The 23367-nt window shown below is 41.7% G+C and carries 13 protein-coding genes; 10 read left to right on the top strand and 3 right to left on the bottom strand.

Features of this window, described 5'->3' with window-relative positions:
* Window positions 1-355: 355 nt before the first annotated feature.
* On the bottom strand, window positions 356-2119 hold the full coding sequence (gene ycaO, locus Q0791_RS10755) for a 30S ribosomal protein S12 methylthiotransferase accessory factor YcaO (protein WP_299005930.1): 1764 nt from the start codon (window positions 2117-2119) through the stop codon (window positions 356-358).
* Between the two features lie 291 nt (window positions 2120-2410).
* Here ycaO and Q0791_RS10760 point away from each other — a divergent pair, with 291 nt between their 5' ends.
* Window positions 2411-3139 carry a TetR/AcrR family transcriptional regulator gene (locus Q0791_RS10760; protein WP_299005931.1) on the top strand — a complete coding sequence of 243 codons (729 nt, stop codon included), beginning with the start codon at window positions 2411-2413 and terminating at the stop codon, window positions 3137-3139.
* A gap of 81 nt (window positions 3140-3220) precedes the next feature.
* Here the strand turns inward: Q0791_RS10760 and cysK are convergent, their stop codons facing one another.
* Window positions 3221-4189 carry a cysteine synthase A gene (gene cysK, locus Q0791_RS10765; RefSeq protein ID WP_299005932.1) on the bottom strand — a complete coding sequence of 323 codons (969 nt, stop codon included), beginning with the start codon at window positions 4187-4189 and terminating at the stop codon, window positions 3221-3223.
* Window positions 4190-4439: 250 nt separating this feature from the next.
* Window positions 4440-5213: a sulfate transporter CysZ gene (gene cysZ, locus Q0791_RS10770; protein WP_299005934.1), complete on the bottom strand. Its 774-nt coding sequence runs from the start codon at window positions 5211-5213 to the stop codon at window positions 4440-4442.
* Between the two features lie 253 nt (window positions 5214-5466).
* On the opposite strand from cysZ, the gene Q0791_RS10775 reads away from it, so the two are divergent.
* The 9 genes from Q0791_RS10775 to Q0791_RS10815 all read left to right on the top strand — a co-directional run bounded on the left by Q0791_RS10775 (window position 5467) and on the right by Q0791_RS10815 (window position 23201).
* Window positions 5467-8883, top strand: a complete 3417-nt coding sequence (locus Q0791_RS10775; RefSeq protein WP_299005938.1) for a chromosome segregation protein SMC — start codon at window positions 5467-5469, stop codon at window positions 8881-8883.
* A 23-nt stretch (window positions 8884-8906) separates the two neighbouring features.
* The gene (gene zipA / locus Q0791_RS10780) at window positions 8907-10226 is read left to right on the top strand and encodes a cell division protein ZipA (protein ID WP_299005941.1); all 1320 of its coding nucleotides are present in this window, start codon (window positions 8907-8909) and stop codon (window positions 10224-10226) included.
* Window positions 10227-10332: 106 nt separating this feature from the next.
* On the top strand, window positions 10333-12393 hold the full coding sequence (ligA, locus tag Q0791_RS10785) for an NAD-dependent DNA ligase LigA (protein WP_299005944.1): 2061 nt from the start codon (window positions 10333-10335) through the stop codon (window positions 12391-12393).
* Between the two features lie 425 nt (window positions 12394-12818).
* Window positions 12819-14525: a hypothetical protein gene (locus Q0791_RS10790; RefSeq protein ID WP_299005947.1), complete on the top strand. Its 1707-nt coding sequence runs from the start codon at window positions 12819-12821 to the stop codon at window positions 14523-14525.
* A 325-nt stretch (window positions 14526-14850) separates the two neighbouring features.
* The gene (locus Q0791_RS10795; RefSeq protein ID WP_299005949.1) at window positions 14851-15192 is read left to right on the top strand and encodes a hypothetical protein; all 342 of its coding nucleotides are present in this window, start codon (window positions 14851-14853) and stop codon (window positions 15190-15192) included.
* A 328-nt stretch (window positions 15193-15520) separates the two neighbouring features.
* Window positions 15521-19849 carry a hypothetical protein gene (locus tag Q0791_RS10800; RefSeq protein WP_299005951.1) on the top strand — a complete coding sequence of 1443 codons (4329 nt, stop codon included), beginning with the start codon at window positions 15521-15523 and terminating at the stop codon, window positions 19847-19849.
* Window positions 19850-19861: 12 nt separating this feature from the next.
* Window positions 19862-21223, top strand: a complete 1362-nt coding sequence (locus Q0791_RS10805; protein WP_299005954.1) for an RHS repeat-associated core domain-containing protein — start codon at window positions 19862-19864, stop codon at window positions 21221-21223.
* A 53-nt stretch (window positions 21224-21276) separates the two neighbouring features.
* The gene (locus Q0791_RS10810) at window positions 21277-21711 is read left to right on the top strand and encodes a hypothetical protein (RefSeq protein WP_299005957.1); all 435 of its coding nucleotides are present in this window, start codon (window positions 21277-21279) and stop codon (window positions 21709-21711) included.
* Between the two features lie 509 nt (window positions 21712-22220).
* Window positions 22221-23201: a transposase gene (locus tag Q0791_RS10815; protein ID WP_299005959.1), complete on the top strand. Its 981-nt coding sequence runs from the start codon at window positions 22221-22223 to the stop codon at window positions 23199-23201.
* Window positions 23202-23367: the final 166 nt, after the last annotated feature.

The following is a 23367-nucleotide window of genomic DNA, read 5'->3' on the forward strand; positions in this document are numbered from 1 at the left end:
GCTTTTAAACCAGCCCCTTGGGAGTCTGTAAAAGTACCGACTTCTGCGTTGTATCATCTTAAAAGGCAATAAGCATTTCGGCAATAATACGTCTTGAATTAGGCACTTTTACAGGCTCTGAAAACATGCATCTTCAAGTATCACGGGTATAGGTGAGCGATATAGAGCGCTGAAAAACCTCAGAGCTCGATATTCAATCAACAGATTAGCGTAGATCTTATGCTAATTTTCGACGTGAGGTTACGCAGAATAATAGAATGGGAATTAAAGTAAAAAAGAAAAAGCCAGTTAACATTGATTAACTGGCTTGATTGTTTTTTAAAGCAATATTGTTATCAAATACCTTAGTTAAGCATTAGCTCCATTGGGTGAACTTGGCCTTGGCTTGTTGTAATTTGTCATAAGCTGCTAACAAGCTTTGATGTTTATTAAAGCCAAGTAAGTCATTAATGTTTACTAAATCATAACCTTGGCTTTCACCCATTACGTGGGCTTTTGCTGCTTGATAATCAAGTTGTGTATACATGCGTATGAGTTTGGCTTCATATTCTTGTAAATCATCGCCTTCCATTAGCACTGTGATAATGGCTTTGACCGCATGATAAAAACGTAAACGTTTTTGCTGAGCAGGACTTATTCCGCCCGCATTAAAATCTGTGGTCCACATGGCCCAGTCAAAGGCGGTCTCAAGATCATTTGTGGCTAAGGCCAATAAACATCTAAGCTCACCAATACGTAAGGTTGCCCAAGGAGAGTTGGCATCCACGCCTAAGCCTAACAGTTGATCGACTGGCTGGAATTCATCTAAATCTAAGGCATCGATAACGTCAATTATCTCTTGGCTTAACGCAACATTTTGACTGTCATTAATCCATTGTTGAATAAGCTCACGTAAGGCCATGGCGCGGTTATTGTTTACCCAGCTGAGCTCATACACAGGATAAATTTCAGAATACCCAGGGACCAATACTCGGCAAGCATAGGTGCCTAAATGGGCGTAATCGGCAATGTAGACATCGGCACCTAAGGCATGAAATTTATTTAACAGCTGAGTATATTCTTCTTCAGTACTGCCTTGAAAATTCCAGTCGTTAAACGCAAAGTCGGGTGTGGTTTTAAACAAATCCCAAGAAATAAGACCAGAAGAGTCAATAAAATGGGTTTCAAGGTTAGTGTGATCCGCCACTTCATCATTATCAAAAGAGGGACTCGGAAAGATGTCTAAATCTTTCAGGCTACGGCCTTGGAGTAACTCAGTAACGGTACGCTCTAGGGCAATTTCAAACCTAGGGTGGGCGCCAAAAGAGGCAAAACAGCCTCCGTTTTCAGGGTTGAATAAGGTGACGCAAATGACGGGGTATTCACCTCCTAAGGATGCATCAAAGCAAGTGATCGGAAAACCTTGTTTTTCTAGCTCTTCAATGGAGGCGACGACCGTTGGAAAACGGGCAATCACATCAGCTGGGATCTCCGGAAGCGAAATCGCTTCGGCAATGATTTTATTTTTCACGAAACGCTCAAAACATTCAGATAACGCCTGAGTGCGGGCTTCTGTTTTCGTGTTTCCAGCTGACATTCCGTTACTGACAAATAAATTACCCACAATATTCATGGGAATATAGGTCAGTTCACCATTGGATTGGCGAGTAAAGGGCAGGGCGCATATCCCTCTATCGGTATTGCCCGATTGAATATCCACTAGGGTGTTAAGATCAAGATCGCCATCAGGATCGTAATGCTTCCATAAAGGCGCATTCATCAGTCCCTCTGGGCGAGTATCATCAGTAATGGCAAACCATTTTTCGTTGGGGTAGTGCACAAATTCACTATTAGCGATTGCTTTGCCGAGATGAAAGTCAGCAAAAAAGTAATTACAGGCTAAACGTTCAAAATATTCGCCTAATGCGCTGGCAAGGGCGGCGTCACGGCTAGCGCCTTTACCGTTTGTAAAGCAGGCTGGGCAATTTTTATCACGAATATGAACAGACCAAACGTAGGGAACAGGATTTAACCAAGACGCTTCTTCAATATCAAACCCGAGCTCTGCGAGTCTTTTTTGCATGACGGCAATGGAGACTTCTAAGGCTTCGTCTTTACCCGGAATATATGTATGGTTCATTACTACCTCTAAATAGCTAAATAGGATGCGTCGCTCAATAAATGACACTGGGTTTATTGAGAGTGAGCTTATTGAGCGACTAGGCAGGGATTGTATCGCTTAGGGCATAAGAGTCGCAATCATCAAAGCCATTATCTTTCATGTTTTTGTCTTTTTTTTGTCAAAAAAACAGATTATGCTGAGTTATCATGGTAATGATCTCATAGGGGAACTGGAGAGGAAAAATACACCATTAATTCGTGGCTCGTTAGTGAGGCGTTAAGTGCTTTGGAGGAATAAAAAGGGATAACTATGTTGCAGCCATTAATGTATGTGGGACGAAAAGCCAGTCGAAAAGATGGACAAGCGCGTCGCATTGCGATTTTAGAAGCAACCTTAGCTGTCATTGTTCAAGAAGGTATTAGGGGAGTACGCCATCGTGCCGTGGCTAAACAGGCGCAGGTTCCTTTAGCATCAACCACTTATTATTTCAGTGATATTAAGTGTTTAATCAGTGATGCACTCACTTATTTTGCTGAGAAGCATTTATGGATGAGAGAAAAATTGGAACATAAAAGTTGGAAGCTGCTCAGTGAATGGTCACCACAGTGTTCACAACAGAATGACAAACAGCAGCTTATTCAAGCCTTAAGTGAGATAGCTTGTCATTATGTTGAAGCAAAAATAGCGCAAACGGATGACTGTATTATTGAAATGGCCTTTCAAGAAGAAGCCTTACGTAACCCTCAATTAGCCGTCGCCGTGAAACGATTAAACGATGCCATGCTCAATAGTATTGAACGCTTTTTGAAACAAGTGGGCTCAACAGCATCTCATATTGATGCCCATCAAGTATTAGGGGTGATTAAGTGGTTAGAATATCAATATTTGGTTCAAATGAGCGCGGCCCAATATGATAGTCAATACTCCAATCGTGCGTGGGCATTAAAAGAGAAAGTCCATGAGTTGAATCAAGATAATCGAGTAGAGCGCCATTTTCAGCCGATTGTCAAAGCGATGATCGCCAATGCAGTAGGTTAAAAAATGAAATGCTCCTAACATTGGAAGAGATGTTAGGAGCATGAGTTAGAAACAACCATAGTGCTTAAGGTAAAATGCGATTTACTGCACGTTTTCAGCGTCGCTAAATTCACCTTGAAACAGCGCCGAAGATAAATAACGCTCTGCCGCTGAAGGTAAAATAACCACTATGGTTTTATCTTTAAATTCTGGTAAAGCGGCAATGCGATTAGCGGCAACCACAGCTGCGCCAGATGAAATGCCCACTAAAATACCTTCTTCTTTCATGAGTCTTAGTGACATTTCAATGGCATCGTCATTGGTGATGGTTTCGACACGGTCAATCAGTTTGATGTCTAAGTTACCGGGAATAAAACCGGCACCAATACCTTGAATTTTATGGGGGCCGGGTTGCAGAGTTTGACCTGCCAATGTTTGTTGTATGACAGGCGAATCAGCGGGTTCAACAGCCACAGATGTGATGGCTTTGCCTTGAGTATGTTTAATATAACGACTGATCCCGGTAATTGTGCCGCCTGTTCCAACACCTGCAACAATGACATCGACTTCACCGTCGGTATCATTCCAAATTTCCGGACCTGTGGTTTTTTCATGGATTTCAGGGTTTGCAGGATTATTAAATTGTTGCAGTAATACGTATTTGTCAGGGGCAGATAGTCGAATTTCTTCGGCTTTATCTATGGCGCCTTTCATGCCTTTCGCCCCTTCTGTTAAGACTAAATTCGCCCCTAAGGCTTTAAGTAACTTACGCCTTTCAAGACTCATAGTATTGGGCATGGTCAGAGTCAATCGATAGCCTCGTGCTGCAGCCACATAGGCGAGGGCAATACCCGTATTACCAGATGTGGGTTCGATAAGCTCTTTATCTTTGGTGAGTGTGCCTTTTTTCTCCGCATCCCAAATCATGTTCGCACCGATCCGGCATTTCACACTGAAACTGGGGTTGCGGGCTTCTACTTTGGCTAAGACATTACCTTGACTGACGCGATTTAAGCGAACCAGTGGGGTATGGCCTATGGTTTGTGAATTATCGTCGAAAATGTTACTCATGAGCTGCTTTCCTTTTTTATGGACTTATCAAGCATAATCTTTCTGAGCGCCAATAGAAGTGATTGTTTGTTCTTCTTTATAACTTTTGGTTATTAAAAGTCTTGTGTATATTCTATGTTATAAAAAAAGCGCTTTTCTCAGAGCGTAAATTTATGATAACTCAATGAATTATGCAACATAGAAGAGGGTCTTTATCAGGTACGGGAGGATTAATTTTTACTCCCATTAATTAATGGGAGTGAAAGTCGGTTCATTCTGGAGCGACCAAGGGGTTTTTATGCTCGTGTCGATATTTATCTACCCACATGGCGGTGGCGCCGCAAATGGCAACGGGCATCACAATAAAGTTTATGATGGGGATCATAGAGAATAAGGTCACCATAGCGCCAAAACTAAATGAACTGCCTTTATTTTGGGTCAGTGCCGATTTCATCTCATTAAAAGGCACTTTGTGGTTATCAAAAGGGTAATCACAATATTGAATGGCCATCATCCATGCAGTAAATAAGAACCATAATACTGGCGCGACCGTTTGGCCTAATAAGGGTACCCAAAATAGAATAAAAAACACCAATGCACGAGGAATATAGTATTTTAGTTTTACCCATTCGCGAGACAGTGTGCGAGGAATATCCTTAATGACATCCATGTTGGAGCCCGTATTTAAAGCTTGACCGGATAAGAGTTGTTCGACCTTCTCAGCCAGTAAGCCATTAAAAGGGGCGGCAAGCCAATTCATGACCGAACTAAAAATGAAGGATGAGATCACTAAAAGTGTGATAATGGCTAAGGGCCATAAGATGACGTTGAGCCAACTTAAGTAACTGGGTAATTGCGCCGAGAGCCAATCAAACACATAGGTTAATTGATTAACGGCAAGATAGAATAAACCGCTAAACAAAATGAGATTCACCAGCAGTGGAATAAAAACAAATCGACGCAGTCCTGAGCGTTTAATGAGGCTAAACCCCATGAGAAAATAATTGACGCCGGTTTTTTGGTTTAGCAAATGTTGAGGTTTCATATTGTCCATTTTTATTGAATTTGACACGAAATGCTTAGATTGTGTTCCACTGATCCTTGAATGACAAGTTAAAAGCGCAGATCCGCCAATAAAACATGACAAATTAGGGTATGCTTTGGTAAAGTGCAGAGATATTCTTATTTTTATCTATACTTGCATTATCCAAGGGAGCTTGAATGCATCATTTTGAGTATATTAGCCTTTTAGAATGTGATGCTTGTTCTAGTTCTGACATGACCGACAAACTGACAAAATGAGACTCAAACAGATAAAATTGGCAGGATTTAAGTCGTTCACCGATGTCACTAAAATCCCTTTTATTAACCCACTGACGGCGGTTGTTGGCCCAAATGGCTGCGGCAAATCCAATGTGATTGATGCCGTAAGATGGGTGTTGGGTGAAAGCTCTGCTAAACATCTGCGTGGTGAGGCCATGACAGATGTTATTTTTAATGGCTCTAGTGCTCGTCGTCCTGTTTCCGTTGCCAGCGTCGAACTGTCATTTGAAAATATAGAGGGTCGTCTCTCAGGTGAATATGCCAGTTATCAAGCCATTGCGGTCAAACGTCAAGTGAGCCGTGAGGGCGATTCCAGTTATTTTCTCAATGGACAAAAATGTCGCCGCCGAGATATCACCGACTTGTTTATGGGAACGGGTCTTGGTCCGCGCAGTTACGCCATTATTGAGCAAGGGACGATTTCAAGGCTGATTGAGTCTAAGCCTCAAGAGCTGAGAGTCTTCATTGAAGAAGCGGCAGGCATTTCACGTTACAAAGAGCGTCGTCGTGAAACAGAAAATCGCATGCGTCATACCAGAGAGAATTTAGAACGATTAAGCGATATTCGTATTGAGCTTGGTAAGCAACTGGAAAAACTTTCTCAGCAATCTAAAGTTGCCCTTGAATACCGTGAATTGAAACAGGCTGAGCGAGATCAAGAAGCTCAGTTGTCAGTGATGCGTTATCAAGAGCTTCAAACCCAAAGCGATACCTTAACATCTGAGTTGAGCCAAGTTGAGTTAAATATGGCCGCTGAGTCGGCAAAATTGCAAGCACTGGAGTTATCGTTAACCCAATGGCAAGTGACATTAAGTGAGCTTGATAAAGAAGAGCAAACCCAAGTTGAAGCCTGTTATTTAGGTAAAAACCAGATTAATCAACTTGAGCAAACCTTAAGTCATCGCCAGCAGCAAGAGCAAAGTTTTCAATCTCGGTTGACTGAATTGAATGCATCTATTGCACGTTATCAGCAAAAAAGTCAGCAAGATGAACAAGTGCACCGCCAATTGACCCTTACCATTGCTGAGCATCAAGCTGAGCACGACAATAAACAGGCCCAACTTAGTGAGCATAAAGCCGCACACACTCAGTTAAATGACAAGGTATTTCAATTAAATGAAGCCTTAAAAGCGCAAAATGAGCGCGTGTCTCAACTGACCCTGTCCTTTGAATTGGCCAGTAAACAGCATGGTCATCATCAAGTGATTTACAGCCAAAAACAGCAACAACAAGAGAAAACGGCTCAGCAAATACAAAGGTTACAGGAGCGGTTAGCCCAAGACAGTTTACCTGAATTCGCGCAGCAATTAAAAGATAAGCAGGAGATCCGTAAAACCTGCGCCGCATTAGCTCAGGATCTTCAAGAAGCTTTCACTTCCCAGAAGCAAACTCAAGGCGCTATTCAGGCCGAGAAAGCATTACTGGAACAGTCCTTAGCGGAAAAACAAGGTCGGTTAAGTGTGGTGACCCGTTTATTACATACTGAAGAGTCGGTCGTCACTGAGCAAGCACTTTGGCAACACTTAGAAGTGAAAGCAGGCTGGGAACAAGCGGTAGAATGGGTGTTTGATGGATTACTGAAAATGCCCACCTTAGTGGGCGCACATCAAGAAGGGTTTACGTTACACTCAGGATATAAAGATGAGGTGGTTCAAGCTAAAGTCAACCTATCCCCTTGGTTGAGCCATGTTCATTGGGTTAACGATAAAGCCGCCGCCTTAAGCTTGCTCCCTGAACTGAGCAGTGATGATATGATGGTGACTGCTGACGGTTTCATGATTGGACAAGGCTTTGCTTTAAAAAAGATATCAGGAGATGGCGACGTCGCTTGGGTACAGCTTAAGCGTGAGCAGAGCGAACTGACTGAGCATGTGGCAGAGCTCAAGCAAGGCTTGATTCAAATTGAGCAAGCATTGCAAGCGTCACAAACAGCGCTAACAGCATTAACAGACCGCCAAGCTGAGAATAATGACACCTTGCAAGCCTGTCAGCTCAGTATTGCGGCGCTGACATCAAAAATGGCAGAGAGAGAAGAGCAAACCGCCCATAATAAGGCGCAACTTGAACAATTAGCGCAATACAGTCAAAGCTTGTATGAGGAGATGGCGCTTGAGCAATCGGCAATAGATAAGCTGTCTTTTGAGTACAGTGAGTTACATGATGACTTAGGTATTGAACAGGCAAAAAAACAGCAACTAGAAGACACAAGGAAGGTCGAACAATGCCAATTAAATGACAAAGCCGCTTTACTGGCTCAGGCTGAAACTGATTATCAGCAAGCGTTAAGCCAGTTACAATCCCTTAATACGCAACTGGCCGTCAATCAACAGAAAATGGATCAACATGACGTAAGTATTAAAGAGTTACAAATGACAAAGTTTAGCCTTGAGCAAGCACAATTTGCTCAAGGTGAAAGTGAGAATGTTGAAAATACTCAGGAGTTACAATCAAAGCTTGCAAAGGTATTGAGTGAACAAGCGCTAAAAGAGGAAAAGTTAACCGACATTCGCGCCCAACAAGCCCACATTCAGTTGTCCTGTGATAGTGTCACTGAGGACAAAAAGCAATGGCTTGGAAAAGTGAACCAATTGACCCAATCCTCAAGCAGCATAAAATTGCGCCGCGAGGGAATTAATGGGCAAATTGACAGTCAATTAAGTTTATTGAAAGAGCAAAATATTGATGTGTCCAGTGTCATGAAAAATATGGATAGTCAATATTCTTCTCATAAGCGTCAAAAGGATTTGGGCGTATTACGACAACGTATTTCAGCGCTTGGGGCAGTCAACCTTGCGGCAATTGAAGAATTTGAACAACAAAGTGAGCGGAAAAAATATCTCGATAGCCAAGATCAAGATTTACATCAAGCATTAAAGAGTCTTGAAGCGGCTATTAATAAAATTGATAAAGAAACCAAAATTCGTTTTAAAGAAACCTTTGATAAAGTCAACCAAGATTTAGGCTTGTTATTTCCTAAAGTCTTTGGGGGGGGAAGTGCTTATTTAGCACTCACAGACAATGATTTGTTAGAAACGGGTGTCACTATTATGGCGAGGCCACCGGGAAAAAAGAACAGCACAATACACTTGCTGTCCGGTGGTGAAAAAGCGTTAACAGCATTATCTTTGGTTTTTGCTATATTTAGACTGAATCCAGCGCCTTTTTGTATGCTTGATGAAGTTGATGCACCATTAGATGATGCCAATGTCGAACGTTTTTGCCGTTTGGTGAAAGAGATGTCGCAAACGGTACAGTTTATTTATATTAGCCATAATAAGATCACCATGGAGCTGGCAGATCAACTTATTGGCGTTACTATGCATGAACCCGGCGTGTCACGCATAGTTGCGGTAGATATTGATGAAGCGTTAGCTATGGCTGACGCAGAATAAACATAGGAAAGACAGGGTAGCCAATGGAAAATTTGCAACTGGTATTGCTTATATTAGGTGCGATAGCAATTATCGCAGTGCTTGTGCATGGTTTTTGGTCCATTAGAAAACAGCAACCAAAATCATTAAAAGAAGCGTCGACGAAAGGGCGCTTTACTGATCAGTCGAATCGTGATGCTGAAGGGTTTGACGCTGATGGCATTGGCAAAGTGAGAGTGTGTAAAGCCAAACCGCTTACGCCTGCCAACACACACAAGATGCCACTTGGAAAAAATGCTCAGGAAGGTCGCGGGCAGAAAGCATCTGCGATTAAGCCGACTCAGGATAATGCCAGTGTCCATCAACAGGCGAGAGCGGAAGCATTAGAAAGTGCTCACAGTTTAGAAAGTGCGCACAGTGTTGATTCTCCTCAAACGCCAAGCGCTGAGCCAAGCCCTGGGCCTGTGAATGTGAATGTCTCTCAATCTGTGAATGCTCAGCAGGTACCTTTAGCGGAACATCAAGTCGATATTGAACAATTAACGGAAATGCCAGGTATTTCTAAGCCCCTATCTTCTGAGACAAGAGGTGCTGAGACAAGAGGTGTTGAGAAAACAAGTTTTGAGACAAGACGTTCTGAAGAGATAGCTTTTGAAACAAGAGCTTCTGAAAAAAGTGATGCTGAAACAAGAGGCTCTGAAAAAAGAAGCGCCGAGGCAAGTGTGCACCAGAGCCCACTGAGCCACAGGCAGGCAGAAGCGGCTGCTTCTCAAGATGCGCTACTTTTTGCTCATCAAGACGCTGCTCATCAAGGCATTAGTCATCAAGACGCTCGCCATGCTGAGCAAAAGCGGGACGACAATCATCCTCAAGCTGCTGCCAGCGAGCCTCAGCCCATTCAGACTCAAACAGAAAATCGGGTTGATCAAAATACACTGGGTGAGCCTCAAGATGTCCTCGTTTTGCATGTGACGGCAAAAGACGGTGAAATCTTTAATGGTGCCGAATTATTACCGAGTTTATTGACCTTGAACTTTAAATTTGGTGATATGAATATTTTTCATCGCCATCAAGACAATGCAGGAAAAGGGCAAGTGCTCTTTTCATTGGCGAACATGGTCAAACCTGGCGTGTTTAATCCTGATCATATGGAACAATTTAATACGCCAGGGGTGGTGCTGTTTATGACTTTGCCTTGCCATGGTGATGCATTAATGAATTTTTCCATTATGCTCAATTGTGCTCACCAAATTGCCGATGACTTACAGGGCCAAGTGCTTGATGGTGGCCGTGAGTTGTGGCTAGAGTCGACGAAACAAGCTTACTTACAACGTATTAAGCATCAATTAACGTTATCTGCTTAACTCTTCTTTTTTATTCATTTTTTATAGGCCGTATTCCATCACACTTAGTCAGTGATATTAGTCAGTGATAGGAGTACGGCCTGATCCATTTTTGGAATTGAACTTAATGAACTCAGTACAAACTAAAATGGCGGCATTGACACAAGAAATCAATGCCCATAACTATCGTTATTATGTGGATGATAATCCCAGTATTCCCGATGCAGAATACGACCGTTTGATTAGGCAGTTAAAGGCACTTGAGCAGGCACACCCTGAGTATTGCCTAGCGGACTCTCCGACCCAACGTGTGGGTGGAGAAGCCTTGTCTAAATTTGATCAAATAGCCCACCTAAAGCCCATGTTGAGTTTAGATAATGTGTTCAATGAGGCCGACTTTGAAGCTTTTAACAAGCGCTTGACTGATAAAGTGGCACAGCCACTGACTTATTGTTGTGAGCCCAAACTGGATGGTTTAGCGGTCAGCATAGTTTATCGAAACGGGATTTTTGAGCGTGCAGCCACGCGAGGTGACGGTTTAGTGGGTGAGGATATCACCGAGAATGTGCGTACTATCAAGGCCATTCCGTTAAGCTTGCGAGGTGATGATTTTCCGCCCTTATTAGAAGTGCGAGGGGAAGTGATCATGCCCCAAGCCGCGTTTGATGCCCTCAATGAAAAAGCCAAGGCAAAAGGGGAAAAGCTGTTTGTCAATCCTCGTAATGCGGCGGCGGGCAGCTTGAGGCAATTAGACAGCAAAGTAACGGCCAGTCGAGCACTTTCTTTTTATGCCTATGCATTGGGCGTGGTAGAGCCTGAGACTTGGCACTTATCCTCTACGCATTTTGGTCAACTGGAGCAGCTTAAAGCTTGGGGCGTGCCAGTGAGCCGTGAGGTGGCGTTATGTGAAACCCCGCAAAATGTGATGGACTATTATCACCGCATGTTAAGTCGCCGTGATGATCTCGGGTTTGAAATTGATGGTATGGTGATTAAAGTCAATGACATTCATGCGCAACAAGCATTAGGCTTTGTGGCGAAAGCGCCGCGTTGGGCCACCGCCTTTAAGTTTCCTGCCCAAGAAGAGATGACCTTATTAGAAGGGGTGGATTTTCAAGTGGGGCGAACAGGGGCCATTACGCCAGTGGCCAGGTTAAAGCCGGTTTTTGTGGGAGGGGTGACAGTCTCGAACGCCACTTTGCATAATGCCGATGAAATTGCCCGCTTAAATGTCAAGGTGGGAGATACTGTGATTATTCGCCGCGCGGGTGATGTCATTCCACAAATTGTGGCCGTGGTACTTGAAAAGCGCGCCGCTAAGCTAAAAGAGAATGAGTCACAAGAGAGTGAACTGCAAGATGCAGCTTTGCAAGATATTGTTTTTCCTGAAACATGCCCAGTGTGTGACAGTGATATCGAGCGCATCGAAGGAGAGGCGGTGGCCCGTTGCACTGGGGGCTTATTTTGTGAAGCCCAGCGTAAAGAGGCCATTAAACATTTTGCGTCACGTAAAGCGCTCAATATTGATGGTATGGGCGACAAAGTCGTTGAGCAACTTATTGATAAAGAGTTAGTGCAAAGTCCTGCCGACTTATTTCATGTGTCCGCATCGGCCATGACTATGTTGGACAGAATGGGCGTGAAATCGGCAACCAAATTGGCCAATGCCATTAACGATGCGAAGCAAACCACCTTTGCGCGATTTTTATATGCGTTAGGCATTCGTGAAGTCGGTGAAGCCACGGCAGCCAATTTAGCCGCGCATTTTAAAACCCTAGCAGCCCTCAAAGCCGCCACTGTGGAGGCGTTAATGGCGGTGGAAGATGTGGGAGAAATCGTGGCTCAACACTTAGTGCACTTTTTCAGTCAACCTCATAATATCGAAGTCATCGATAAGCTCATTGAAGCGGGAGTGAATTGGCCGGCCATTGAGGCAGTCGATGAGGCGGCATTACCCTTAAAAGGGCAAACTTGGGTACTGACTGGCACTTTAACCCAATTGAATCGAAATGACGCCAAAGCCCAGTTGCAAGCGCTGGGAGCCAAAGTGGCGGGCAGTGTGTCGAAAAAGACCGATTGTTTAGTGGCCGGAGAAGCGGCAGGATCAAAACTCACCAAAGCCCAAGATTTAGGGGTGAAAGTGATTGATGAGGCCGAATTAATCGCCGTATTGGCAGCTGGTGCATAAAGGACACACTCAATGTCATACTAGCTGTTATATTAGTTGTTTTACAGGTTGCCATTATTCGCTCAATCAAACCTATAAGCCCCTAGATTAGAGGGGGAGTTAATGAAGAATTCATGACTTATTTATGTTTGGTTGACTGAATATCCGTTTGATGAAGAGCATGGCTATTGTCATAGTCAGTTTTGTCAATCTGTTAAAATAAGATATTGAATGAAAGTGAACTAATAAGCCAGTGACACCCTGTGACTGGCTTTTTTAATGGGCGCTCTTAAGGGGAAAATAGCGCCACATAGCAGAACATTAACGGATGCTTTTGTGACATTGAAAGCGGGTTAGCGTATTGACGCCCAGCTTAGTGATAGCGTAATCAAAGTTGTTTTGCAGCTTGTCTTAGCTCACCCCTTTTAATGTCAGGAGGACGTTTAATGAAACCGTTTTATTGTTTTTATTTGTTGCTTGTTTTTATGTTGTCGCCAGTGGTTAATGCACTGGATTTATCGAGTTACCAAGATCGAGTCGATGAAATACTCACCCAATCTAGCGTCTCACCTAACCATGACAATATGCTGGCGCTAAGTTATCAAGGCATAGAAAATACGGCCATGGTTGATGATATGATAGCCAATGTACAAACGGCTCGTATTCCTGACTTTAGCTTGATAAAACTCATTCGTATTTTACTCAATTCCGATCAATATGATGATCGTATTTTATCGGGTATAGAGCATTTCCCTTATTGGATCAGTCAAGGCGAGACCCAATATCAGTACTGGTCTGAAAATCATATGATCATGTGGATGTCCAGCGAATGGTTACTACATGAGCACTTCGGGCGAGCGCCAACACCAACACTCGCCCAAAGGCTCAGGCATTATTTAGACTTAAAAGTCACTCATGGTTTTTATGAGTTTAATTCTCCAGTGTATTATAAGTTTACCTTAGCAGGGCTCCTCAATTTAGCGGACTTTGCCATAGACAGTGAGATCAAAGCGCAAGCCTCATTAGCGGCACAAAAATTGTTAACTCAGTTTTTACTCTTTACCACTGAAGCGGGCACTTTCGCCCCAACAACGGGCCGCGCTTATACAGAGCATTATCGCAATCCGGGCAATCACGGCTTGATTTATTTACTCACAGGCAAAGGCAATGTGCCACAAAACCCGGGGATGGATGTTAGCTTTCTGGCGACGAGTACCTTGGAGATGACGCCTGTACTTGATTCTTGGCAAACCCAGTTTTCGGGACAGTTTGTTAACGGTCATTCATTAGGGGAGAGTTTTACCTTAAACAGCGCCCTTAACCGTGAAGACAGAGCCGTATTTCAATGGAGCATGGGAGGGTACTTTGCCCCTTCGGTGGCTGAAGATACGTTATGGGCCATCAATCATTATGATCTCTCTGATCATGAAGCCTTTAAAAATTTCGCAGGTATTTCCAATGGACTTCAATGGTTCGCCGATACCGCCGCGACTATAGGCGCCACCTTCAGCCGCAGCTCAGTACTGACTGGCGCTAAGTTGAATATCTATAAACATGGGGGCTCAGCACTGAGTTCCATTGATAATTACTGGGGAGGATATTATGGCTATCAGCAATGGCCAGTCATTGCTGTTGCAGATGATGTTGCCGTGTGGCCGCTCTCGGGGAATGTGGATGACTGGCAAACCTACCGACCTTATACGGCCAATACCCACTTACCGAAAGTGATACAAGAAGATAATTTAGCCCTTATTTTGTATTGGCCCAACACGGAGTTAAGTTTAGCCAATACTTTTGGGCTGGGGGAGATCAGCACTGAAGTGAATATCTACTGGCCTGAGAGCGAGTTCGATGAGTGGCAGCAAGAAGGCCGCTGGCTTGTGGGCCGCAAAGGGGACAGTTATGTGGCCATGTTTCGAGACTGCACTGACAAGAGCAATGGCATTTACAGTTGTAAAGGTGACAGAGGCAGACAAATGTGGGGCAGTTTTGTGGGCAATGCACAAACCCATGGCAGTTACAGTGCCTTTGTGGGTGTGATCCGCGGATCCAGCTACAAAGAAAGCTACACATGGAATTGGAAAGAATGGCAGTTTCAATACTATGGCCGCATCACTGTGGGTGATAAAAACTTAAGCTACACGTGGAAATAATATAAGTGGAAATCATGCATTTCTAGCGTGAGCACACTTATGGTGTTCATGACAGTGACAGCGGTTATCCCTTGATGTGATAACCGCTCTTCTTACTCGTTTAGGTACTATCTTAACTACTCGCTTAGACTGATCCTTTTCCCTTCTTCTTATGACAAACACCTATTAGACATAAGTCTTGATTTGCTTTAAAAACAGCCTGTTAGGCAATTGTATCATTGCAAGTGTTTCATTTATCGCTATTATTCGCCCCCTTTTATACCTGTGCGTAACAATTGTTACCTCAGGTTTGATCTTTTCTTATTTAATGGAAACAAAAAATAAAATGAACATGTCAACGGTTAGAAAAATGCTTAAAACCTGCCTTTTGATTACTGGCCTGTGTAGCGCCTTTAGCGCGAGTGCGGCGTATACAGTGGGTACGGTAACAGAAGTAATAACTTACGCCAACAATGATCGTATTCTGGTGAGAATGGATAACATGCCTGAAAAATCCGTTTGTAAATCATCAGTGTACTTTTCTATTGAGGCTAAAACGCCTGCCGATCGCCGCCATCAAGTTTTATCAAGAGCCTTGACCGCCTTCGCCACAGGTAAAAGGACTAAGATTTATTACAGTGACAAAGATTGTGATGGCAGTTATATAAAACTTGTCCGTATTGGTTAATGCGCGTGGGCTCATGAATGTGGGTTTATGCGCGTGGAATGTGTGAGTGTGCTGTTCTTACTCTTGGTACTCTCGGCAGGCTTAAGTGCTCGCTTTGAATAGCGTTTTATAAAACGTAAAAAACACAAGGACAGTGATCTAAGATTGCCCAATCGATTGCGCTAAAGATTTCCGCATTAAGTAGCTGTATGAGATGGCCTAAATTTTCCTTCCTTGTGTTTTATTTTTTCTTCGCTCTTATTCATTTGGTTCTGAGAGGCCAAGGTGAGGGCGGACTGTCTTATTCATGGGAATGACATGGATATTTTTTAAACCAATAAGGTTAGTTATGAAGTTATTGTTTAACTTAGATCTAAGCAATAGCCGACCCAGAAGTCGGCGGCTAAAAGGCGTGAGTGCCAGTGAGAGCACTTATGTGAGTAAGAGTGTAGTAAAGAGTGTAGCTCATTCTGTGGTGGCGAGTGTTAATCATGTTGTGAAGCGTCTGGTGAATAAGTTGAATTTAGTGTGTAAGCCATTTTGTTATTTGAGTCTATTACTGAGTATCAGCGTAATCACCTTGAGCTTGCCTGTGCAGGCGAATGATGATGATTTTGGCTTTGAAGAATATGACCTTGTAGAAGAGGATCTTGTAGAGGAAGACGATGAACATGCCGAATTAGCACAAGACTATTTTCATGTGTTGATGGATGCCATGTCGAATGAAGATAGGCAAGCATTTGAACTAGACTTGGCGCAACATCAACAAAAAATGCTCAGTCGTTACCAATGCAAAACAAGTGGTATTAAATGCCATTCAAAAATGGCAGAAGATGAGAGTAATGATGATGATTTAATGAGTCGGATCCCTAAAGCCAGTGATGCCTTTAAACAACTCGATACAGGTTTATTTGGTGAACTCATTGATTTAAATACGGGTACAGTGACCTTTAATCAAACAGACTTTGTTGCCAAAGGCAATGGCCCTGATATTAAAATTAGCCGAACCTTATCTGATCAATCTAACCCTAATATGAATGGGAATTTAGGGGATTGGATATTAGATATTCCAAGAATCAAAACAACGTTATATCTCAACGAATATAAAGGAAAAAGTGTTCCTACATATGTTGGTCACTACAAAGGTGCTTGGGCTATAGGAAAGGCTTGCTCTGGGGAAATCGCCCCTGGGAAATATAATAAAAATAGTCGCTATAAAAAAGGAAAAAAAGATATTACTGCATTGTATTTAGGTGATACTTTAGAATTAGCTGGGAATGAAAGTTCACTTTTGTTACAGACAAGCAGCGATAGTTTCCCTAGAGTCACTCAATCGAATTGGCGTTTTAGTTGTACGAATATTATTAATAATACTGGGTTAAAAAATACCAGTGAAGGATTTGTCGGTCATGCGCCTGATGGTACTAAATACACCTTTAACCAATTAAAGACAGCTAGGCCGAATCTACCACAATCAAGATTAACACTTAACGCATATTTATATGTTACAAAAATTGAAGATAGATTCGGTAATACCATTAGTTATCATTACAACAAAGATAATCAGCTAACTAAAATTACTGCCAGTGATAAGCGAGAGATCACTTTTAGCTATCATAATAATAGCAATGACATAAAAACCATTAGCTATGATCACAAGAAGTGGAGCTATGCCTATTCAGACTATTCTAAAAAGCATAAAGGAAAAGGTTATGCAAAATTCAGACGTTTGAAAAAGGTGACAAGACCTGATAATAAAGCTTGGGAATATCAATTTAACGATAGTGCCTATTTGCATCCTTTAGGGGTTTCTAGAAAGAAAAAAAAGCAAAACGATACGTTAGTTTTGAATGTATCTCATCCAGATGGAGCGAAAGGTGAGTTTAATTTCAAAAAACATAATATGACAAGAACCAATGTGGCGGACATTAACGTTATATTATGGAAGGAAGAAGTTGATGGTGATGAAGATGAAGATTCTGAAATAACAGATAAACCACATAAAGTAAGTAGTCCAAAACTATCAATATATAAAAAGTCTATCACTAATCCTTTGGGGACTAATCTAGTATGGAAGTACGAGTACTCAAAGAACGCAGGTGCTTGGTATGGGCAAAGCGCTAAAACAATACATAAATTAACGGATGACTTGCCCAGTAACATTGGTAATTTTCATTATAAGTGGACTAAAGTGACTGAGCCCGATGGCAGCAAAACACAATATTATTACAATCGTAACGGAAATGATCCCCTTGAAGGTCAGCTCATGGCCAGTCGCGTGTATCAGGATAATCAGCTATTAGAAGAAACTCAATATACCTATAAAAGAAGCGATAAGCCTTTGGGGCATTCTGGTGTCTGGTTAGATAATTGGAAAAGTCGCGATTACCGCATCATGCGAACCAAAAAACACATTAATCGTCAGAACGAGGGGGATACTTATAACACAGCATATAGTGACTTTAATGCTTATGGCGTGCCGCGACTGGTTACCGAGTCTAATAATATCTCGACGGCGAAACGTTATACTAAAACCACTTATCAACACAATATTAATAAGTGGGTACTGAATTTACCTCTTGAAGAGTATGTTTCTAGTTCGAATAGCTTTGATGTACCTGTTAAAAAAACAGTTTATAGTATTACACAATTATTGCCTTCAGCGATTTATGAACATGGTGAGCTTAAACAAGCTCGTACATACTCAAAGGCTGGACAGCTACAAGCTATTTATTACAATGGAAATATGCGTATTGATCAATTTAAAGACTATTATCGCGGCATACCCAGAAAAATCATTTTTCCATGTGCCACGAAAAATGCTTGTTCAAAAGCCAATGGCAGCAGCACGGATACTATGGTGACCAAAATAGAAGTCAATAATGACGCCACCATTAAAAGTATTACCGATTTTAAGGGCCATAAAACCAGCTATGAATACAATGCTATAGGTTGGATGACTAAGATTAATCACCACAATAAAGCATGGGCAGATGAATCAATAAGCTATGCTAAGGTGAAAAATGAGGGGGACGGTAATGATTTAGGTGCTTTGGTGCAAGAAGGGCAATTAAAGCAAACTAAGCAGCAAGGTAGCCTAAAACAAATCACTTACTTTGACAGTTTATTACGACCCTATTTGTTTGTGAAGCAAGACACTAAAAATAAGCTGACCACCTATGAGCGTAAGCAATACGATCATAACAATCAAGTGATCCTTGAGACCAATCAGGCTAATACTCTCGATGCGTTAGTCCAAACCAAAACCGACTATGATGCACTGGGACGAGTGATTAAAATCACGCGATTAAATGATAAGACCGAGACCAATATAGATTATTTAAACGGTAATAAAAAACAAGTCAGCGATCCGAACAATAATGTGATCACCACCAGTTATCTGGCCTATGGTGAGCCTGAGCAGGAATACATTACTGCGATAGCGGCGCCTGAAAGTACCAATACCAGCATCAAATACAATATTCATGGCAATATCACTTCTATCAAACAAGGGAATGTAACAGAAAAACGTGTGTATGATGGCCGTCAAAATGTATGTAAAGTTGTGCGCCCAGAAACAGGCATGACCGCCTTTGGCTATAATAAGCAAAATTTACCGATCTGGCGTGCTGAAGGGATCTCGGGCAGTGAAACCGCTTGTAATACCACGGTACCAGCACAGAACAAAGTCACTTTGGCCTATGATAATTTAGATCAACTAAAATCTGAAACTTATCCTGTGAATAAAGCCAACCAGACGCCCAATATCACCTATGCCTATGATGAAAACAGTAATCTCACTAAGATTGCCGCAGGCAAGGTCACATGGAACTATGGCTATAATGTCATGGATAAAGTGACCTCAGAAAAACTGCAAGTCGATAAGAAAACCTTTAACATCGCTTGGGGTTACAATAATCTTGGTAATGTTTCGTCTTTGACCTATCCGTCGGGTAAAAAAATCACCTTTGCACCCAATGCTTTTGGTCAAGCCACCCAAGCGGGCATTTATGCAACAAAAGCGCTTTATCATGGTAATGGCCAAGTGAAAAGCTTTACTTATGGCAATGGCATCAGCCGTTCCATTGGTTTAGATACATCATCACGTATCAATAAGATGCAAGATAGCCACACCACAAATAAAGCTCGGCTTAAATTAACCTTAGCCTATGATGATAACGATAACCTCAGCAAAATCATCGATGGCATCGACGATAAAAACAGTGTCAAAAATATACAATATGACGGCCTCAATCGCTTAATCAAGGCCGATGGTAAGTGGGGCAAAGGCCAGTTTACTTATGATACGGTGGGCAATATTAAATCCCGTAGCGTGAGTGGCTCAAAAATCAATTATGTCTATGATGGTCATAACCGCTTAAAGTCCATTTCTGGTGCTTATAAATATGGCTACAAATATGATGCCAGAGGCAATACCCTCAATAACGGCCGTTTTGGACTCAGTTATAACCGTGCTAATCAGCTCACTTCAGCTAAGGGCCATACCTTTGTTTATGATGGCCATGGTCGAAGGGTTAAAGATACTCATCACAATGCCAGTGAGTTTTCCATTTACAGTCAAAATGGTCAATTGCTTCATAGACAAAACGCAGTTGGTGACAAAATCGACAGCATTTACTTAGGTAATCAATTGATTGCCGATGTTGAAAGTCGCTAAGGAGGGCTGACAATGACATTCGTTAGGTTATTCAATCAGCTTTCTGTTAATAAATCAGCTAAGCAACCAGTTAAACAATCAATTAATAAATCAGCTAAGCGACAAGTTAAGCAATCAGTGAAGCGCTCACGTGTTAAGAGCATGATGGCAAAAGTGTTGGCAGTGGCATTTGGCGTGATATTGCCATTGTTGTCCAATTCAGCACAGGCACAAGGCCAAACTGCTTTTGTGCCTATCGCTGTGGGGGACATTGTCACTTTCATTCCTTTACTCTCAACGCCCACTCAAATGAGTGTTAAAGCTGAATCTGTTGATGGAAGTTATCAGCTCAAATGGAATACAGTACCGCAAGCTAATTATTACCAAGTCATTATTACCGATGAAAAGGGTAAGCAACGCATTGTTAAAGTCACAGGCACTAGCTATGCCTTAGCGGGCCTAAACTTAGGCAATAACAAGGTAGAGCTGCAAGCCTGTAATAAGAATGATCAATGTGGTGCGCCCTCTTTAGTCAGTAATATTAAGCGTAAAACCAAAATCACTTACCAGCATACGGATATGTTAGGCTCCCCTGTAATGCAAAGCGATGAAGCTGGTAATGCACTGAGTCGCAGTGTGTACGATCCTTTTGGTAAACGCTTAGGCGGCGACAAAGCTGGCATAGGTTACACGGGTCACTTGCATGACAAGGACTTAGGCTTGACTTACATGCAGGCCCGTTACTATGACCCGTTAATTGGACGTTTTTATTCCAATGATCCTGTAGGGTTTGCAGATACTACCCACAGCTTTAACCGCTATGCTTATGCTAATAATAATCCTTATAAATACGTGGATCCTGATGGGGAGTTTGTTACTGTGCCACTTGCAGGTTTCGGTGCTTTGGTTGGTGGCGTCGGTGCTGGATTGGCTTCTTTGGCAAATGGGGGGAATATAAAACAAGCTGCTATTGCCGCATCTGTTGGTGCAACTATTGGTGGAATTGCAGGTTTAACAGGCGGAACGTCTTTGTTTTCTCATATGGCTGTTGGATCTATTGCAGGTGGGAGTGGTGATTTTATTGGGCAAGTTATTCCGAAAATTGAATCGGATACTAGTTCATTGAGTTCTTTTGCTTCAAGTACAACTAAAAGTGTTGTTAAAGGTGTACAGCATGTTAATTACCAGCAAGTAGTTTCAGCTGCTGCTCTATCCGCTTTTGGAGGTGGGGTTGATAAATATGCAAAGGCTATTGGTCTTACCGAAAAATCTGCCGCAGTTGTAGCAGAGACGACTAATCTACTTAATTCGCCACATGCAGCTAACATGGCAAGTGGCTCAAGTAGAGATCATAATTTGCCACATCCAGTACAAATGACAAGTCCAAGTCATTAAATTTGATTTACAATTGGGCTTATATAAAGCCCTTTTTGAGTATAAGGATAAAAATGAGTAAAGGCGTCTATTTAAAAACTAATGTTCCGTTAAATTGGTGTAAAGTTTTTTTTGTTGCACCAATTGCCTTAATTGGAACAATATTAATCAGTTCATTTGATTTCTATGGTGTTGAAATAGGGCTAGTTTTTGCTTTTAACTTTACTATAGCTTATTTTTATTTTCTAAATTACAACGTGAGTTTTAATTATAATGAAAATGATTTTTCGGTACGTTTGAAAATAAATATGTTTGGATATTATAAAGTTACGATAAAAAATAAATGTTCTAGTTTTTATGTATCACAAAAAAGTAAAAAAAAGTGCTTCATTTATAATGATGACGTCTTAGGTATTGGCTGTAAACTGTATTTAAAAGGTATCAAAAATGAAAGTGATTTTAAGCCTTATATTCAGTTTTATACCATACAAAAATTGAGAGGAAATTAACCAATCTCCTCATCATTAATTGATGAGATTTCAATCTAAAACCACCGCTTATTGGTACTACATTCAGCGGTGGTTTTTTATTAGAGAATTTAAGCTCATTTTGAGAGGGTATTTACATTTTTACTTAAGTCCAGTGGTGTTGACCAGTAAAGAAGTCATAATGAAAAAGGTGAGGAAATTGCTACCACTATTTATTTCGTACTTCTAGTATTGCGAGCAAGGCAAGAAGCCTTGAAAGCGGCTTTGGCTCCTTTAATTCGACAATAGCATCCAGTAAAGACAAAGCATTTTTTGGAAAATTTACTGAAAAAAATACTTCTTTTTTCAACATACAGGGGCTATTTCTTCTGACTTTTCTTTAAATGTGTCTCAAAAGGCGTTAAATGATTAAGAAAAGAATAAAATTAAAGGATTAACTAAGGATTAACTAAGACACCCAAAATTATTTGCCTAGTTTGCAGCTGTAAACTAGGCTTTGATTAGTTGATGAATAATCGATGTGAGGGTTTATGGCAATACCAAGGAAAGCAATTATCAGTATCGAGGATACGCCATATTATCATTGTATATCTCGGTGTGTCAGACGTGCTTATTTGTGTGGTCATGATGATTATACAGGTCAGTCATATGAGCATCGGCGTTCATGGGTTGAAGAACGTATTCTTCAGTTAGCAAAAGTATTTGCAATCGATATCTGTGCCTATGCTGTGATGTCTAATCATATGCATGTGGTATTAAATGTGGACATTTATGAAGCCAATGCTTGGTCTGAATTGGAAGTGGTTCAGCGTTGGCATCAGTTGTTTAAAGGGACTGAAATTACTCAAAAGTTTGTTAACGGTTTGGTTCTTGAAGATTTTGAGATAGCTTTATTATCAGGAACAATCGCTAAGTACCGTAGTCGGTTAAGTGATATTAGCTGGTTTATACGGGCGTTAAATGAACCTATTGCACGAAAAGCGAACATAGAAGATAAATGCAGTGGACGGTTTTGGGAGGGACGCTTTAAATCTCAGGCGCTACTTGATGAAGCGGCTGTGTTAGCCTGTATGGCTTATGTTGATTTGAATCCTATTCGCGCAAAAATGGCCGATATGCCTGAGCAGTCAGATTTTACTAGTATTCGAAGGCGCATAAAGGCCGCACTTAAAGGTGAGCAACCTGCTAATTTATTAGCGTTTGTGGGGAATGAAAGGCTTGAAGCACCAAAAGGGTTAGCATTTCATTTGGATGATTATTTGCAGTTGGTCGATGAAACGGGTCGAATTATTAGGGAGGATAAACGAGGCTCGATCAGTGATGTAGCAATGCCTATTCTTAATCGACTGAATATTCCATCTGATAACTGGCTTAAATTAACGACTGAATTTACCCGTTTATTTAAAGGGCCTGTCGGTCGCTTGCAAGAGTTGGATGCTTATTGTGCGCATTTAGAGCGAAAACGACGACAAGGTGCAGGAAATTGTCATCGTTGGCTTAGTAGTGCTTAATTAGGCTTGACGAATATTCAGCTTCAGCCATTAACCACACTTTTCTTTTAAGATACTGAACACTTTCTGAAAATCAGTTCAGTCGCTTACCTTGGATGTCATTCGCATAAATCAACTGATTTTATATGGTTACCGACAGTTTTGATGTTAAATTAACCTTTGGATG

It is taken from the genome of uncultured Shewanella sp., assembly GCF_947495455.1.
In the GTDB taxonomy this organism is placed as follows: domain Bacteria; phylum Pseudomonadota; class Gammaproteobacteria; order Enterobacterales; family Shewanellaceae; genus Shewanella.

Bases quoted from the DNA above. Each gene is read 5' to 3' on its own strand.
- Q0791_RS10775 (WP_299005938.1), top strand. From the start codon at position 5,467: ATGAGACTCAAACAGATAAAATTGGCAGGATTTAAGTCGTTCACCGAT.
- Q0791_RS10800 (WP_299005951.1), top strand. From the start codon at position 15,521: ATGAAGTTATTGTTTAACTTAGATCTAAGCAATAGCCGACCCAGAAGT.
- cysZ (WP_299005934.1), bottom strand. From the start codon at position 5,213: ATGAAACCTCAACATTTGCTAAACCAAAAAACCGGCGTCAATTATTTT.
- ycaO (WP_299005930.1), bottom strand. From the start codon at position 2,119: ATGAACCATACATATATTCCGGGTAAAGACGAAGCCTTAGAAGTCTCC.
- Q0791_RS10795 (WP_299005949.1), top strand. From the start codon at position 14,851: ATGAACATGTCAACGGTTAGAAAAATGCTTAAAACCTGCCTTTTGATT.
- ligA (WP_299005944.1), top strand. From the start codon at position 10,333: ATGAACTCAGTACAAACTAAAATGGCGGCATTGACACAAGAAATCAAT.
- Q0791_RS10815 (WP_299005959.1), top strand. From the start codon at position 22,221: ATGGCAATACCAAGGAAAGCAATTATCAGTATCGAGGATACGCCATAT.
- Q0791_RS10805 (WP_299005954.1), top strand. From the start codon at position 19,862: ATGACATTCGTTAGGTTATTCAATCAGCTTTCTGTTAATAAATCAGCT.
- Q0791_RS10790 (WP_299005947.1), top strand. From the start codon at position 12,819: ATGAAACCGTTTTATTGTTTTTATTTGTTGCTTGTTTTTATGTTGTCG.
- Q0791_RS10760 (WP_299005931.1), top strand. From the start codon at position 2,411: ATGTTGCAGCCATTAATGTATGTGGGACGAAAAGCCAGTCGAAAAGAT.
- Q0791_RS10810 (WP_299005957.1), top strand. From the start codon at position 21,277: ATGAGTAAAGGCGTCTATTTAAAAACTAATGTTCCGTTAAATTGGTGT.
- zipA (WP_299005941.1), top strand. From the start codon at position 8,907: ATGGAAAATTTGCAACTGGTATTGCTTATATTAGGTGCGATAGCAATT.
- cysK (WP_299005932.1), bottom strand. From the start codon at position 4,189: ATGAGTAACATTTTCGACGATAATTCACAAACCATAGGCCATACCCCA.